The following is a 16,938-nucleotide window of genomic DNA, read 5'->3' on the forward strand; positions in this document are numbered from 1 at the left end:
TCCACAACAACGTTGTGAAGCACGCGAACAGTTGTTTGACAACACACTAGTCAGTAAAGAGCACATGATGTGTTTTCTGTCATTTTGCAATGCTTTTTCTTTGTTTTCTTATACATTTTTATTAAGTTTGCAGTGCGATTGCAATAAGTTTCCATCTAAAAACTGAAAAGAATTATTGGATATGATGGCGACAAATGCCTAATTAAACAATGAGAAAAAAAGAATTCCCACTCTATATCCAGCACGACGCCATGGACTGCGGTCCGACCAGCCTTCGGATGGTCGCTGCCTATTATGGCAAACAATACTCTGCACAATACCTCCGAGAGAACTGTTTCATCTCACGCTTAGGCGTATCCATGCTTGGTATCAGCGAAGCCGCTGAGAAAATCGGAATGCACACCATAGGACTACGCATTTCAACCTCTCAACTGAAAGAGGATGTGCCCCTACCTTGTATCATCCATTGGAATCAGAACCATTTCGTGGTGCTTTACAAGATTGAAAAGACTAAACAAGGTGCTTTGTTTTATGTGGCAGACCCTGCCGGCAGCAAGGTCACATTCACAGAAGAGGAGTTCAAGAGATGCTGGTTAAGCAGTAGGAATGACGGGGAAGACGAAGGCATCGCCTTGTGCTTGGAGCCTACACCCGATTTCTATAACCGTTCTGATGAAGACGATATCAATAAGAACCGACGGAGCTTCTTGTTCCTGTTCGAGTATCTGCGACCATACAAAAAACTAATTATTCAACTATTTATCGGACTCGGCACGGGGTCGCTGATACAGCTACTCCTGCCGTTTCTCACGCAATCTATCGTCGATTTTGGTATCACAAACCAGAATCTGAGCTATATCTACCTTGTCCTGATTGCACAGATGATGCTCGTCATCAGTAGCACATCGGTCGAGTTTATCCGAGGATGGATTCTGTTGCATATCGGCACTAGGGTCAACATCTCTCTGCTTTCCGATTACCTGGCCAAGCTAATGCGCCTGCCGATTGCTTACTTCGACACAAAGATGACCGGTGATATCCTGCAACGCATTAATGACCATACGCGTATCCAGCAGTTCCTGACCAACACCAGTCTATCAACCCTCTTCTCGATTGTCAACGTCATTATCTTTGGAGTGGTCATCCTTTTCTATAACTGGATGATATTCTTAATATTCTTTGTTGGCAGTGCCCTTTATGTGGCATGGGTATGGCTGTTCATGAAACGGAGGGCAGTACTCGACCATAAGATGTTCACCCAGAATGCCGCCAACCAGAGTAGCATGGTGCAGTTGGTCAGCGGCATGCAGGAAATTAAACTGAATGCATGCGAGCAACAGAAGCGCTGGGAATGGGAGCATATTCAAGCAAGAATCTATAAGATTACAGTGAAAGGATTAGCTCTGTCACAATATCAGTTGTCGGGTGGTATTCTCATCAATCAACTCAAGAATGCCATCATCACAGCCTTTGTGGCTGCGCTGGTGATACAAGGTGAGATTACGCTCGGTATGATGCTCGCCATCCAGTATATCATCGGCCAGTTGAACAGTCCTGTCGACCAACTGATCGGTTTTGCCCGCCAGTATCAGGATGCCAAACTGAGTTTGGACCGTTTACAGGATATCTACACGAAAGATGATGAGCGCCCCTTGGAAAAGACTCTTATCACAGATATTCACAATACCGACATTAGGATTGAACACCTGACATTCAGATATGACAAACTGAATGAGAAGCCAACACTCGACGACATCAACCTGACGATCCCTCGTGGTAAGACAACCGCCATCGTTGGGCTCAGCGGGAGTGGTAAGACCACCTTGTTGAAAATGATCCTTGGGTTCTATAAGCCTGACAAGGGTAAGGTGATTATCGGCAACTCCGACATTGAGAACTACGACAAGCGAGAATGGCGAAAGCAATGCGGTTCGGTCATGCAGGATGGATTCATTTTCTCCGATTCCATTGCTCGAAACATCGCACCCGGAGAGGAGAGAATCGATGAAGACAGAATGCGAGAGGCAGCTGCCACAGCCAATATCAAAGACTTCATAGAGGAGTTGCCATTGGGCTATAACACCAAAATCGGAGCCGAGGGACACGGACTGAGCATGGGACAGAAGCAACGAATCTTGATTGCCCGTGCCGTCTACAAAAATCCGGAGTTCATCTTCATGGATGAGGCCACGAACTCACTTGATACAAACAACGAGCACCAGATCATGGAGAACCTCAACCGTTTCATACAAGGTAGGACAGCTATCATCATCGCCCATCGTCTGAGCACCGTTCGCGATGCTGATAATATTGTGGTACTGCAAGACGGTAAGATCTGCGAGCAAGGTAACCACGAAACATTAATTGAAAAGAAGGGGCTTTACTACACACTCGTAAAGAACCAACTAAATATATAAGAATATGCCGAAAGAAAAGAAAGAGAGCATTATCAGGAGTGAGGAGATACAGGATATTCTATCTGCTCCCCCTCACACATTGCTGAGTGCGGGCTCATCAGTGATTGGCGGTATTTTGTTGATACTGCTTATCGGCTGCTTTATCTTCAAATACCCCGACACTATCTCATGTGCGGTGACCATCACGAAGACCGAACCTCCCGTCTGGGTTGTTGCAAAAGCATCAGGCAGATTGCAGGAGCTCTATGTCACAGATGGCCAAAGGGTCAAGACGAACGATGTGATCGCTGTCATAGAGAATCCGGCCAACACCCGGGATGTACTGACTCTTGACTCTCTTTTGTCTACCATATCATGGGAAAAAGGGGGCTGCATCAATATCAGTCTTGACGACGCACATCTTGGCAGTATCCAAAGCACATATACCACTCTTGCTAGAGCCATCACAGACTACAATAGTTTCGTGAACAATAACCTCTACGACCAGCGTATTGCCGCAGAAGAAGCTCAGCTACGCCCCTATGCTGACTACCTCGAGTCCGTATCCAAGCAGGTGGATTATAGTCAACGCATCAACTCATTAAGCAAAGGGAATTACCAGCGTGAAAAAAACTTGCACGACAAAGGGCTGACCTCCGCCTCCGATCTGGAGTCAACAGAGCAAGGATTGCTCAGCAGTAGTATGTCGACGGAACAGATGCGCTCTTCTCTAGCCAATGCCAAGATACAAGTTGCCCAGATCCGGAATACCATCTCAGAACTCAAGATGCAAAAGGAACAGGAGAAACGGCAATTAGAGACAACCCTACAGTCTGCATGGGAGAGCACACGGACTGCCATCCGGGAATGGAAGCAAGTCTATCTTCTCCAGAGTCCCATCGCTGGTATTGTCTCATATAACAACCTGTGGAAAGCCAATCAGAACATCACCGCCGGCGACAAGGCTTTCTCTGTTGTCAGCAACAAAGAAAACACGACTATAGGCAAGGCTAAGATTCCTGTGACAGGCTCCGGAAAAGTCAAACCGGGCCAGCGCATCAATATCCAGTTAGACGGCTACCCCTACCTGGAATACGGTTTCCTAACAGGAAAAGTCGTTTCTGTTGCCACCATGCCCGACGAGAACGCTTATACCGCAACCTTCGAGGTGAAGGATGGCACAGTTACCTCATACGGCAGACACATCAAGAAGACAGGCGACCTTTCTGGTGTCGGTGAGATTATTACAGAGGATCTCAGTGTGGCTGAAAGACTTATCGGACCTCTCCGATATCTGCTGCACCGGAATGTCTTAGACTAAAATAAATCCAGCCATAGGCTGGTATGAACGACCTAAAGGTAACCTTAAACTGTCACATGTCCGTAACACGATTATGGATGTGCGATTGGTTGTTCTTATGCTTTTTTAACACATCAATATCCCTCATATATGCACTTTTATTTGGGATTCACGCACAAAAGTATTATCTTTGCCCGAAAAATTGAGCAAATGCGAGGAAAAACTAGCATATTAATATTCATATTATTTAACCTTTTTCTTTTCGGCTGCAAGAACCAGAATCAGAAGATTCTGGACGATATCGCCTATTATCTGCAAAATGATTCCGTCATGGAGGCCAGCGCCTGTTTTGACCTTCTTCATACAGACGACCTAGGTGATAACGAGAAAGCTCTCTACTATCTTTACGAGGCCACTATACGTTATAGATCATACCAAAAGATGCAGTCCTTTGACGGCATCGAATACAGTATCGATTATTTCAACAAAGCCGACAACCAGAACAAACTGGCTGAGGCCTATTTCTACAGAGGGGCGCTAAAATATGAGAATGGTTTAACTGAGATAGCGATTGAAAACCTGAAACAGGCCGAACTACTGTCTCAAAAAGATGGAGATATAAAGCAACAGCATAAGATTACCGAGTTGTTGAGTTCTATTTATTGTTCTGCAGGACTATATGACCTTGGTCTCCAATATGCTAAGAAAGCGATGACTCAGGCTGTCCAAACGAAAAACTACAACTGGTATGTCTATGCGATTGACTATATTGCAACAGCCTATTTTCAGAAGAGGATGAACGACAGCGCCCTTTACTATATTAAAAAGGTTCCCCAATACGAGAAATATCTGGACAAGGAGACCATAGCTGACATCTACACCAGTATTGGCATGGTCCAATCCCCTCACGATCCAGAATTGGCAAAAAAATACCTGTATAAGGCCATCGCTTTAGGAAACAAATCCAGTGCCTATGCCATATTGGCGGATATTGAGATGAAGAACAACGGCAACCGACGGACTGCTAAAAATCTGCTGGACAGTGCTGTTGTATATAGTAACGACAAAAACGCCTACTATATCATCAGCAGGCTCACCAAACTCTACATGGAGGACAAGCAGTACGAACAGGTATGTCACCTATTATTGAAAAAGAGAAAAACAGAACAAGACGAGAATATTATCAAACAAGATTTGAGTCGGATACAAATGCGATACGACATGCTCTATAAGGAAAAGAAACAGGCCGATTATATCCACATGATTATGACGCTTCTTATTCTGGTTATTGTCGGCATCCTATCGATCCTTTTCTACCATCGCTATCAATATCTGAAGAATAAAAAAGATATGATTCAGCGACAAATGCTGATTGAGACCTACAGCAGTAAACTCAAGAATCTTCAAGACACAGACGACAATACTACCAAGCAGGAGGGAGAACTCATGACAAGCATCAATATCCTGCAAGAAAAACAGTCGGAGGCACTTAAAAAAGGAAAAGAGCTTTACGAGCATGTCCGCGAAGGTCAGAGCATCATTACCTGGACCAAGCAGGATTATATCAATATGATAGACTACTATAGTCTCATCGACATTCCCTTCGGCGTTACACTGGAAACCGAATACCATAGTCTTTCGCCAAGATACAAGTTGTACTTGATCCTAACGAATATGGGCAAGAGCGAAGAAGACATCGAGTATATTTTCGGCATCGGAAAAAGCGCTATCCGTTCCATCAAATCACGCATCAAGTCCAAAAATGAGAAAACCCAAGTTTCATAAGACGTCTGTGGTGTCTCATTTCCCGTAAAACGAACATGTTGCACATCACGCAATCGACTCATCATCAACCCGTTAATTACACACCCACCTGCAACTCCATGGAAGAAGAAAAAAAACCTGCTTATTTTAGATAAGAAATGATTATCTTTGCAGCAGAGAATTATAAACCCTAAAAACTATATTGATTTATGAAACTAAAAAAGCTTTTTACCATCGCCTTTGGATTGGCGATGACAATGAACATCTATGCAGATAACCAGCCATATGATGACCCAACAGATCCTGCAGGTACAAAAGACATGCCCCGACCCCACCGTGCCCCGCGTAGGCCGGCCATTACAGTCGACAACTTCAGAAATGGCGGAGCCATTATCCTTCCCAACAAGGATCTTGAGCTTGTGGAAATAGAATATTATAAGAACGGTTGTCTGGTCAAGTTTGAGAACTACGTTTCCGTAGAAGCGTCCTCTGCACTGATTGTCTCTTCAGAGAACACGATTGCCGATAGTTTTGCCGTCATCGTTAATGGCAAAATACTATATGCCGACAACTTTTAATATCAAACCTTAACCTATCGCACTGACCACTCGAAGAGACCTGTCGCATTATCTGCCGGCAGTGTCACTTCGAGTCGCAGTGCTTTAGTCTTCACCGGATTGAAATTCACAGTACAAGCAGAACCTTTCTCTGTAGGATAACCATCGGCACCGCCGACAGGTATCCAGTCACCTTGGGCATCCTGATAGAGGATACGCCATGATTGAGGCACGCGACAGCCGCCCCAAGGACCGTCATCATACCAATAGACGGTAGCGCTCTGCACGGTAGCCTCTTCCGGGAACTCATAACTAAGCCATTCGGTACAGTCTTTCTTCGGCCACCAATGAGTATACGGCACACTACGGTCGTTTTCATCCTTCGGTATCAAACGATCATTAATACTGGAGATGGCTGGTACGCTACATGAACTTCCTACCTTACTCTCTGAGGCAAGGGTGGCTGGCAATGACGGGTTTGTGGCCTTCAGATCCTGCGGCAACCACACACGCATCTTACCACTACCACGATGGCACCACGCATAATAAGGAATCAGTGTCAGTACCTGGTCGATCGTCTCCAACCGTCCCTGTCTATTGAAATTAAGCAACTGTGCGTCGGTCGTGAGCGTCAGAATCTGAGTACCAGCAATCTCACCCTTTCCAACAGTGAACTGTGGTTCCTGATTTATAAGCGCCCCCATGATGTCGAAATGATTATCAGGATGTTCGGCACAGTACACCAACGGACCGCGCTCCACGGCAATCATCCCCCGATCAGCTTCAACCTTGTTGTTTGCTCTTACGGTACGCGGCTCCATATCGAAGTGTATCTGTACACGGTCGCCCTTCTTCCACTTACGGTTGATGGTGTAATAACCATCGGAGGTAAGTTGTGCATCTGCTACTGTCGTACCATTAACAGTCACACGATACCCGAGTCTTTTACCGTCGGTATACTGGTAAAGATTAGAGGGGACCACCTGATTACGCACCCAACCGGGGATGCGGATCTTCAGAGCGAATGATCCGACGGTATTCTGATCGACCGTCACAGCGACATCGCCATTCCACGGATAGTCTGTCGTCTGACTTAAAGTTACCTTCTTCCCTGCTACGGCGAGCGTACTTTTATTCGAGAGAAAGAGGTTCACATAGACATCCCTGTCCTTCACTGCATAGACATAGCCCGGCAACGACGGTATAAACCGACAGATATTACTTGGGCAACAGGCACAGCCGAACCATGCTTGACGCTGGTGCTGTCCCATTGACTCCAGAGGGTTCGGATAGAAGAATCCGTCGCCTTGAAGGCTGACACCACTGATCAGACCATTATATAAGGTACGCTCAAGTACATCGTAATACTTCGACTCGCCATGCAATAGGAAGAGACGGTAGTTCACATACACGTTGCCAATAGCGGCACAAGTCTCACAGTAGGCACTCATGTTCGGCAGTTCATAGTTGGCACCGAAAGCCTCACCATTCGAGGTCGCACCGATACCGCCTGTAATATAGAGTTTCTTCGACACGATATTATCCCAGATGGCATCGATGGCATTGATATAGTCTTTATCGCCCGTCAGTGCTGCTACATCAGCCATACCGGCATACATATAGGCAGCACGGACGGCATGTCCCACGGCCTCGTCCTGCTCAACCACAGGCTTATGCGCCTGCGAGTAGTCATGTACGATTGTTGTCTTCCCACGGTAGTCGAGAAAGAACTTCGCCTCATCCAGGTATTTCTTATCACCTGTCACCAGATAGAGTTTGGCCAATGCCATCTCAGCAATCTGATGACCGGGCACCACACAAGCCTGACCAGGATTCGGTCCTACCTCTCGACACACGCAGTCGGCATAGCGGATGGCGATGTCGAGGAACTTCCTACTGCCAGTGGCCTGATAATGAGCGATGGCTCCTTCTACCATATGACCGAGATTATACAACTCATGACTCAGATCCTCCTCCATGCTCCATCGCTTATCGCCGGCCCACTCATGAGGCTGTTGAGGATTCTGCGTACGTGAGGTATACAAGTAACCGTCGGGCTCTTGGGCAGAGGCGATGATATCAAGCACAGAGTCGATATAAGCCACCAATTTCCGGTCTGGATACGTCTGCAGTATGTAACTGGCGCCCTCGATGGTCTTGTAAGGATCAGTATCATCGAATGCCAGTCCACCCACCTTAAATACTTCCGAAGGATTCTTCAGATGTCGGGCGGCATTCGAGAAATTCGTATAACGCCCCGTCTCCTCACACTTGGAGAAGGCAAGAGGGATAGTCACCTTACGACTGGCCTCAAGTCGCTGTCCCCAGAATGTGCCAGGAGCGACCTTTACATTCGTAAACGGTACCGGACTAATTGGATAGCCGTTCGTTTGATACTGTTTCCCCACCGCTGCCATTGGCAATACCATCACCGCAGCCAGCCCGATCGTCATGAGTCTTTTCATCTTCTTATCTATTGTTTTTCCTTTATGAGTGCAAAGATAACCACTTTCCTCGAGACCTGATAAAAGAATCGTCTAATCTCAATGCTAAAATCGTCTAAATTCGTTATTTTGATGCGGGGCTGGACGATTTTTGTATCTTCTTGGACGATATTGACATTCTATTCCCATCTTTTTTTATTATTTTGCGGCATGATTTAAAACTATAAACAGATAATATAACCAAGACCAACAAAAGACGTTTATGAAAAAGAGAGCAGTATTGTTCATAGGTGTGACCGCTCTGACACTCACGGCGAGTGCAACTCAGAAGTCGCAGTCTGTGGCTCCCATTCAGGAGGTGTCCTTTACACAAGTACACCTCAACGACGACTTCTGGATGCCCCGCATCGAGATCAACCGTACGGTCAGCATCCCTTCCGCCTTCCATGAGTGCGAGGTGAACGGACGCTTCGACAACTTCGCCATAGCCGCCGGCCTTATCCAAGGAGAGCATCGGGGCGACTTCTCCTTCGACGACACCGACCCCTATAAGGTGATTGAGGGAGCCAGTTACTCTCTCGCCGTTCACTACGATGCCGCACTCGACCACTACCTCGACTCCGTCATCAACATCATCGCACAGGCTCAGGAGCCCGACGGTTACCTGACCACCTGTGTCATTAATAAATGTACGCGCCTGAGTGGCTGGTGGGGTACTCATCGTTGGGAGAAGATCAACTCACATGAGCTCTATAACAGCGGGCATCTTATCGAGAGTGCAGTGGCCCACTACCGCGCTACAGGTAAGAAGACTTTCCTGAACATCGCCATCAAGAATGCCGATCTCGTATGTAAGACCTTCGGTCCGAACGAGGGACAGATCCATCGTCCCGGTGGTCACCCCATCATAGAAATGGCACTCTGCAAGCTCTACAAGGTGACAGGCAACAAGAAATACCTCGACGGTGCCAAGTATTTTGTCGAGGAGACAGGCCGTTGCACCGACGGTCACCGTCCCAGTGAGTATTCCCAGGATCACATGCCGATCCTACAACAGCAAGAGATCGTGGGACACGCCGTACGTGCCGGTTATCTGTACAGCGGTGTAGCCGACGTAGCTGCCCTGACGGGCGACAAGGCTTATTTCGAGGCCTTGGAACGTATCTGGGAGAACATGTCGAGCAAAAAGCTCTTTATCACCGGCGGTATCGGTTCACGTCCACAGGGTGAAGGCTTCGGTCCCGACTACGAGCTTAACAACCATACCGCCTATTGTGAGACCTGCGCCGCTATCGCCAACGTATACTGGAACTACCGTATGTTCCTTGCTACAGGCGAATCGAAGTATATCGATATCTGCGAGCGTGCATTATATAATAATGTGTTGAGTGGTGTCTCGCTCAGTGGCGACAGGTTCTTCTACGACAACGTACTAGAGAGCGACGGAGAGCACGAGCGTCAGAAATGGTTCGGCTGCGCCTGTTGTCCGGGTAATATCACCCGTTTCATCGCCTCTGTGCCAGGTTATATCTATGCGCGCCAAGGCAAGGACATCTTTGTCAACCTCTATGCCCAGGGCAAGGCAAAGATCGGTCAAGTCGAATTAGAGCAGACCACCGACTACCCTTGGGACGGAAAGATCCGCATCAAGGTGACGAAGGGTGGCGGTAAGTTCGCCATGAAGCTCCGCGTCCCCTCTTGGCTGAAGCAGTCGCCGACCAACAACTCTCTTTACACATATTTGGATAAAGCAAAGACCTACAGCGTCAGCGTCAACGGACAAAGTCTCTATCCAGAAAACCGTGATTATATCACCATCACCCGTTCCTGGAAGAAAGGCGATGTCATCGAGCTGAATTTCCCGATGGAAGTACGTCGTATCGCAGCCAACGACAATGCCGAAGACGACCGTGACAAGGTGGCCTTGGAACGCGGTCCTATCGTCTATTGCCTCGAAGGATCAGATCAGGCCGACGGTAAGGTGTTCAATAAATATGTCCTTAACTCAGCCGACATCCAGGCACACTTCGAGCGCGACCTCCTGAACGGTGTGGTAGTCCTTGACGGCACTGCCAACGAACTCCAACAGGACGGTACGGTCAAAGATGTGACGTTCCGTGCCATCCCCTACTCGACATGGAACAACCGCGGTCCGCAACAGATGGAGATCTGGGTGGCCAACACACCGGCCATGGCTGTCGCCACACCTCTCCCCACCATCGCCTCAAAAGCACAGACCTTCTCAAACCGCGGCCCCATCCAGAACGATGCCCCAGAGACTGCTCCCACCGACAACTGGGTCAGCGGTGTGAACGATCAATGGGAGCCGAAGCGCAGTAGCGACACCTCAAAGCCCTACCACTACTGGTGGCTGAAACAAGGTACTACTGAGGCTATCTCCTACCAGTTCGATCAGGAGTACGAGGTTTCCAACGTACAGGTCTACTGGCTCGATTTCGACCACTACGACGGAAACTTCCGCACACCAGAGTCGTGGGCCCTCTACTACAAGGATGCCGACGGTCAGTGGCAGGAGGTTTGCGATCACACGCCCTATACCGTGAGCAAGGACTGTTATAACAGTGTCGACTTCCGTCCTGTGAAGACCACAGGCCTCAAGATCCTCGTTAAGCTCCAGCCCGGTAACTCCGGTGGCATCCTGGAGTGGAAAGTGAACAAATAATGCAAAATATGTATAACAATAACATCAATAAACCTAAAAAACAGATTAGTATGAAGAAACATTTCTTATGTTTGCTCATGCTGAGCGGGGCATGTCTTACAGCCTACGCAGCAGAAGATCCACGGGCTGGCGAGCTCGGCTCGGGATCGGTCACTCAGCAAGGAGTCACCGTGAAGGGTGTCGTCAAGGACGCAAAAGGTGAGCCGATCATCGGTGCCACCGTCACCGAGAAAGGCACCAAGAACGCCACCGTCACCGACTTCGACGGCAACTACTCACTCAACGTGTCGAGCCGCAATGCCGTGCTCGTGGTCTCCTACATCGGCTTCGTTGCCCAGGAAGTCAAGGCTGGCGGCGACGTGACGCTCCAAGAAGACAACGCGCTGCTGAACGAAGTGGTCGTCATCGGTTATGGTACCCAGCGTAAGGGCGACATCACCTCTGCCATCACCAGCGTGAAGAGTGAGGACTTCGCACAGGGAAATATCCGCGATGCCGGTGATCTGATTAAAGGTAAGGTGGCCGGTCTGACCATCGCCAACGGCTCCGGCGACCCGAATGCGGCCTCCAGTATCCGTCTGCGCGGTATCATCTCACTCGAAGGCGGTAACTCCCCGCTCGTGCTCGTCGACGGTCTGGAGGGTAGCCTCAGCACCGTGGCACCCGAGAATATCGAAAGCATCGACGTGCTGAAAGACGCTTCCGCTGCTGCCATCTACGGTACCCGTGGTGCTGCCGGTGTGATTATCATCACCACTAAAGCCGGCAAGCGTGAGGCACGTACCACCGCCAACTACAGCGGTTATCTCGCCCTGTCATCCTTCGGCAAGAAGCTCGACATGATGGACGGCAGCGACATCCGTGCCGGAAAGACCAACTATACCGACCGCGGTTACGACACCGACTGGCTCGATGCCGTATCACGCACGGCCCTGACACACAACCACAACGTGAACATCAGCGGTGGCAACAAGAGCACCTCTTACAATGCCGACTTCACCTTCCGCGACCAACAGGGTGTGTTCATCAATACCTATGGCAAGGAGATGCGCTTCAACGGCGGTCTCTCCCACTGGATGTTCAACGACATACTGAAGCTGCAGTTCAATATCCTGAAGCGCTGGCACGAGAACGGTCCCGTGGATGCAGCCGGCCAGATGGTCTACCGCCAGGCCCTGATGCGTAACCCCACAGAGCCTATCTACGGCGAGGATGGTGACTACTACGAAAACTTCGGTATCAACTACTACTACAATCCCGTCGGCATCCTGAAAGAGAAAAAGGGAGAGTGGAAGACCGAAACTACCCGTCTGACAGGAAACATCACCCTCGAGCCCATCAAGGGTTGGCAGACCAACCTGATGCTCAGCACCGAGCGCTATAATGCGCACGACGAGGGTTATTTTACCTCCAAGCACTACGGTCAGAAGAACAGCTATACCACGGGCTATGCCACACATAGCTACGACTATAGTAAGACCGACAATCTGGAGCTGACCTCTACCTACAAGCACCAATGGGGCGATCACCGTTTCGAGGCACTCGTCGGCTATAGCTACCAATACGACATGGTGGAGGGCTTCAATGCCAACAATACCAACTTCCTGAACGACTTCTTCGAGTACAACAACCTCGGTGTTGGTCAGTACTTGAAGGAAGGAAAGGCAGGCATGGGAAGCTATAAGGAAGACGACAAGCTCGTTGGATTCTTCGGACGCGTCAGCTATGGTTTCAGCGATAAGTACAACGTGCTGCTCTCCATCCGCCGCGAGGGATCTTCTAAATTCGGTGCCAACCACAAGTGGGGTTCCTTCCCGTCAGCCTCTCTCGGATGGACCATCTCCAACGAGAAATTCATGGAGGGCACCAAGTCGTGGCTCGACAACCTGAAACTACGCGCCGGCTACGGTGTGACAGGTGTCATCCCAACCCAGCGCTACCAGTCACTGACCACCTGGGCTCTCGGCTCACCCTATTATTATGACAGCGGCACCTGGAAGCAAGGCTTGAAGGTCGACCAGAACCCGAACCCCGACCTGAAATGGGAGAAGAGTACCGAGTATAATGTCGGCCTCGACTTCGCTGTGCTCGGCGAACGTATCTGGGGTACCATCGATGTCTATCGTAAGAAAACCGTCGATATGCTCTTTTGGTATGACGTGCCCGTTCCCCCCAACCTCTATAGCCAGACACTGGCCAACGTCGGTGAGATGCGCAACCAAGGCATCGAGGTAGCTATCAACGCCATCCCCGTCCGCACGAAGGATTTCGAGTGGAAGACCACAGCCACCTTCGCCCATAACGCCACGAAGCTGATCAGTCTGAGCAACGATCTCTACGAGACCGCCAACCGCCACTACGAGGCATGGCTCGGTGAGCCTATCAACCTCTCTACGCAGATCATGGAAGTAGGCAAGCCCCTCGGACAGTGGTACGGTCTGAAGTCTGTTGGCGTCAGCGAGAACGGACTCTGGATGATTGAGAATCCGCAGACTGGCGAGGTTGTTGAGTTCAACGACAACATGCTGACCGACAAGGAGACCTGGTACCAGAACCTGGGCAATGCCATTCCCAAGGTGAACATCGGTTGGAGCAACACCTTCAAATATAAGGACTTCGATCTGAACATGCAGTTCACAGGCCAGTTCGGCTTCAAGATCCTGAACGAGGCCCGCGCCTACTATCAGAACAACGCCGTGACCTACAACCGCATGAAGGACGCCGCCGAGGCTCCCTACAGCGACGGGAATGTGTTGAAGCCCGCACAGAAGCAGACCTTCGTCAGCTACTACCTGAGCAATGGTAACTTCTTCAAGCTTTCAAACATCACCATAGGCTACAATGTCCCGCTGAAGGAGAACAAATACGTGAAGGCAATCCGTGCCTACGCATCAGCCGACAACGTGTTCACCATCACTTCCTACAACGGACTTGATCCGGAACTCACCAACTGGGATCCCCGGTACTCGGGTATCGACCAGCGCGACAAGTATCCGACCATCCATACCTTTACTTTCGGTCTTAATGTTACGTTCTAAAGTAATCATAAAGTTCAAAGTTTATAGTTCAAAGTTTATAGTTATGAAAGCAATATATAATAAAATCATCGTTTCCGCTATGGTGGGCGCTACAGGTCTGACCATCGCCGGATGTACAGATTTGGACGAGACGATATACTCCCGTATGGCCTCCGAGAAGTACGAGTTCACGGATGCCGACCTCGAAGCCACCATCGCCCCCGTATATAGCAGTCTGCGCGACGTATACTGGGGATGGTTCGGTATGGCCGACATCATGGACGAGAGCTCCGACGTGTGGGGCATTCCCAACCGTATCGGTATCGGCTGGGGCGACCTTTATATCTCCCTGCACAAACATGAGTTCAACTCAGGTATCGGACATTTCTCCGTGAACTGGGGTAACAACTATGCTGGCGTCAACGCCTGCAACCAGATTCTTGCCAACGAACAGGTGTCTGGCAGTGAGCTCATCAAGGCACAGGTACGCGCCTATCGCGCCATGTACTACTACAACCTTTTCGACCTGTTCCGTAATATCCCACTCGACACCACCTTCGTGCATCCCGACGGTTGGACACCTGAACAGGCAGCTCCCGAGGTGACCTATCAATGGATTGAGCGTGAGTTGAAAGACGTGGCAGAGCACTGTGGCGAGGACGTGTCACTCGGTAAGCTCAGCAAATATGCGGCATATATGCAGTTGGCCAAGCTTTATCTGAACCACGACGCGTGGTTCCCCGAGGCCAAGGATCCTTCCTACTACCAGAAATGTATCGACTGTCTGAACATCATCATCAACTCGGGTAAGTTCGCCTTGGCTCCCAACTACAGCGACAACTTCATGGAGGATATCTCTACCTCGCCCGAGATTATCTTTGGTATCGTGTTCGAGAATAAGTATGCCAGCGGTAACTTCATGGCCAACCTCTGGATCCACAACGCAGGCCGCGCCCGTTGGAACTTCTCGGGTTGGGCAACAGGCGGTGGTATCGTCTATCCGCAATTCCTCGACATCTATGAGGAGGGCGACACCCGCCTGGAAAACTGTTGGACCGGTGGTCCGCAGTATGCCCTCGACGGCAGTCCCATCCTGCTTGACGGTGAGCCTCTCGACTACACCCGTGAACTCCACAGCATTGACAACCCTGGCTGCTATCCGATGGAGAGCTGGCGACTGGTGAAGTATGAGATCAAGAGCGGTGACTTCGGTTCGAGCTATGACGACGTGCCCTACTACCGTTATGCCGACGCCCTGCTGATGAAGGCAGAGTGCCTGCTCCGCTTAGGCGGCTACAACGGTGAGACTGAGGACGATGCAGCCGCTCTGGTCACTCAGGTGCGTGCCCGTAACTTCAAGGCAGACCCAGCCAAAGCCAAGGTGACAGCTGCCCAACTAAAGGGAGGCAGTAAGTACAACTACGGTCACCGTGAGAATACTGGTGAGCTCGGTGGCGAGGACCACTGGGTAGAGAAATACCAAGGTGGCGACGATATCGAACTGGGCGGACTGCTCGACGAGCTGGCTCGTGAGTTCGTGTGCGAGGCACACCGCCGCGACGACATCATCCGCTTCATGATCAAGGGTACGAATATGAACGTGTACTGCGGCAAGTCGTGGTTCTGCAAGGATCCCGAGGCCGACCGCCATACCGACATGTTCCCCATCCCACAGGATGCCCTTGACGGCAACCCCAAGCTGAAGCAGAACCCCGGCTACACAGCTGCGAATTAAGACCACAAATTACACTAATTTCACGAATTCAAAGTTATGAAAAAGAACATATTATATATAGCAATGGCTTGCATCGCCTTGGGTTTCACTGCCTGTAGCGACGACCCAGAGGATGCTGTCAGCAAGCACGTCTATGGCCCCGACGAGTCGCCCTATCTCCGTGCGGATGCCGATGCCACCATTTCCTTGAATGCGGAGTTCCGCAAGGGACATGTCACTCCAAAGACCGTCTATCTGAAGGACTATGCCGAGCAGATTCAGACCAAGATGAAGATGACGGTCGACGATATGCTGGCTGGCATCGAGTCGGGCAAGGTAGCGTTCCACAGCATCAACACAGCTCGCAGTATATGGGATATGAGTGCCATGACCAAAGGCGAAGGCTGGTGGTATAATAACAATGGCGCTGTCGTTGGCAACGACGGTGTGGCCAGCATCGAACTCGACAAAGCTGCCAAGGCTCTCGTCCTGAACGTGCCCGAAGGGTCTGCCGCAGGTCTCTCGATGGCGGCCAACGTCGGTTTTGCTGTTGTGAACGGCAAGGACTACGACCAGTATGTCCGTTTTACTGTCAACTTCTCTATTACCGACCCCGGCACGATCATTCAGGATATCATCATTCCCGCCGGCGACTATGCAAGCTACGAGTTCGATCTCACGTCTATTGAGAATGCCATCAATGCCTGCTTCGGTATGTCATCGGCAGACTTCATCGCGACGATTGCAAACACAGAGAACGACATTGCCATGTACCTTGCTGACGACAACGGCAATTGGGACACATCATCCGGCTATACAGCAGGTGGTATTGGTCTCTGGGTTGACGTAGACCATAAGGTATGTAACTGGAGTGGTAACGGCTATGCTGCTGGTAACTTCTACTATATTGAGACTCACGCTGACGACAAGAGCGTTGGCATTGGTCGTGCCCCCGGTGTACCTTCCGGCACGAAAACCAAAGTACACTTTGTCTATGCAAGCAAGAGCGATGCCACCAGATTTATAGAGTTTGTATTAAATGCCACATTTGAATAACTATCAT

9 protein-coding genes are annotated in these 16,938 nt (G+C 49.8%); 8 read left to right on the forward strand and 1 reads right to left on the reverse strand.

The window, feature by feature from the left end; translation table 11 throughout:
* Positions 1-209: 209 nt before the first annotated feature.
* From BMY63_RS11470 to BMY63_RS11485, 4 genes are all read left to right on the forward strand, one after another.
* Positions 210-2,417 carry a peptidase domain-containing ABC transporter gene (locus BMY63_RS11470; RefSeq protein WP_091916919.1) on the forward strand — a complete coding sequence of 736 codons (2,208 nt, stop codon included), beginning with the start codon at positions 210-212 and terminating at the stop codon, positions 2,415-2,417.
* Between the two features lie 4 nt (positions 2,418-2,421).
* A complete protein-coding gene (locus BMY63_RS11475) occupies positions 2,422-3,717 on the forward strand; it encodes an HlyD family secretion protein (RefSeq protein ID WP_091916921.1) in 1,296 nt (431 codons plus the stop codon).
* A 189-nt stretch (positions 3,718-3,906) separates the two neighbouring features.
* Positions 3,907-5,481: a tetratricopeptide repeat protein gene (locus BMY63_RS11480; RefSeq protein ID WP_091916922.1), complete on the forward strand. Its 1,575-nt coding sequence runs from the start codon at positions 3,907-3,909 to the stop codon at positions 5,479-5,481.
* A gap of 188 nt (positions 5,482-5,669) precedes the next feature.
* Positions 5,670-6,038: a hypothetical protein gene (locus BMY63_RS11485; protein WP_143065786.1), complete on the forward strand. Its 369-nt coding sequence runs from the start codon at positions 5,670-5,672 to the stop codon at positions 6,036-6,038.
* 14 nt (positions 6,039-6,052) lie between these two features.
* Here the strand turns inward: BMY63_RS11485 and BMY63_RS11490 are convergent, their stop codons facing one another.
* Complete coding sequence (locus tag BMY63_RS11490; protein ID WP_091916926.1) at positions 6,053-8,482, reverse strand: glycoside hydrolase family 127 protein; 2,430 nt, start codon at positions 8,480-8,482, stop codon at positions 6,053-6,055.
* 241 nt (positions 8,483-8,723) lie between these two features.
* On the opposite strand from BMY63_RS11490, the gene BMY63_RS11495 reads away from it, so the two are divergent.
* The 4 genes from BMY63_RS11495 to BMY63_RS11510 are packed head-to-tail and all read left to right on the forward strand — an operon-like array spanning position 8,724 to position 16,931.
* Positions 8,724-11,144: a glycoside hydrolase family 127 protein gene (locus tag BMY63_RS11495; protein WP_091916928.1), complete on the forward strand. Its 2,421-nt coding sequence runs from the start codon at positions 8,724-8,726 to the stop codon at positions 11,142-11,144.
* Positions 11,145-11,194: 50 nt separating this feature from the next.
* Positions 11,195-14,182, forward strand: a complete 2,988-nt coding sequence (locus BMY63_RS11500) for a SusC/RagA family TonB-linked outer membrane protein (RefSeq protein ID WP_256219011.1) — start codon at positions 11,195-11,197, stop codon at positions 14,180-14,182.
* Positions 14,183-14,225: 43 nt separating this feature from the next.
* The gene (locus BMY63_RS11505; protein ID WP_091916930.1) at positions 14,226-15,896 is read left to right on the forward strand and encodes a RagB/SusD family nutrient uptake outer membrane protein; all 1,671 of its coding nucleotides are present in this window, start codon (positions 14,226-14,228) and stop codon (positions 15,894-15,896) included.
* Between the two features lie 36 nt (positions 15,897-15,932).
* Complete coding sequence (locus BMY63_RS11510) at positions 15,933-16,931, forward strand: DUF4859 domain-containing protein (RefSeq protein ID WP_091916932.1); 999 nt, start codon at positions 15,933-15,935, stop codon at positions 16,929-16,931.
* Positions 16,932-16,938: the final 7 nt, after the last annotated feature.

The organism is Prevotella aff. ruminicola Tc2-24, from assembly GCF_900110895.1.
Lineage (GTDB): Bacteria > Bacteroidota > Bacteroidia > Bacteroidales > Bacteroidaceae > Prevotella.

Bases quoted from the DNA above. Each gene is read 5' to 3' on its own strand.
- BMY63_RS11470 (WP_091916919.1), top strand. From the start codon at position 210: ATGAGAAAAAAAGAATTCCCACTCTATATCCAGCACGACGCCATGGAC.
- BMY63_RS11475 (WP_091916921.1), top strand. From the start codon at position 2,422: ATGCCGAAAGAAAAGAAAGAGAGCATTATCAGGAGTGAGGAGATACAG.
- BMY63_RS11500 (WP_256219011.1), top strand. From the start codon at position 11,195: ATGAAGAAACATTTCTTATGTTTGCTCATGCTGAGCGGGGCATGTCTT.
- BMY63_RS11510 (WP_091916932.1), top strand. From the start codon at position 15,933: ATGAAAAAGAACATATTATATATAGCAATGGCTTGCATCGCCTTGGGT.
- BMY63_RS11490 (WP_091916926.1), bottom strand. From the start codon at position 8,482: ATGAAAAGACTCATGACGATCGGGCTGGCTGCGGTGATGGTATTGCCA.
- BMY63_RS11495 (WP_091916928.1), top strand. From the start codon at position 8,724: ATGAAAAAGAGAGCAGTATTGTTCATAGGTGTGACCGCTCTGACACTC.
- BMY63_RS11505 (WP_091916930.1), top strand. From the start codon at position 14,226: ATGAAAGCAATATATAATAAAATCATCGTTTCCGCTATGGTGGGCGCT.
- BMY63_RS11480 (WP_091916922.1), top strand. From the start codon at position 3,907: ATGCGAGGAAAAACTAGCATATTAATATTCATATTATTTAACCTTTTT.
- BMY63_RS11485 (WP_143065786.1), top strand. From the start codon at position 5,670: ATGAAACTAAAAAAGCTTTTTACCATCGCCTTTGGATTGGCGATGACA.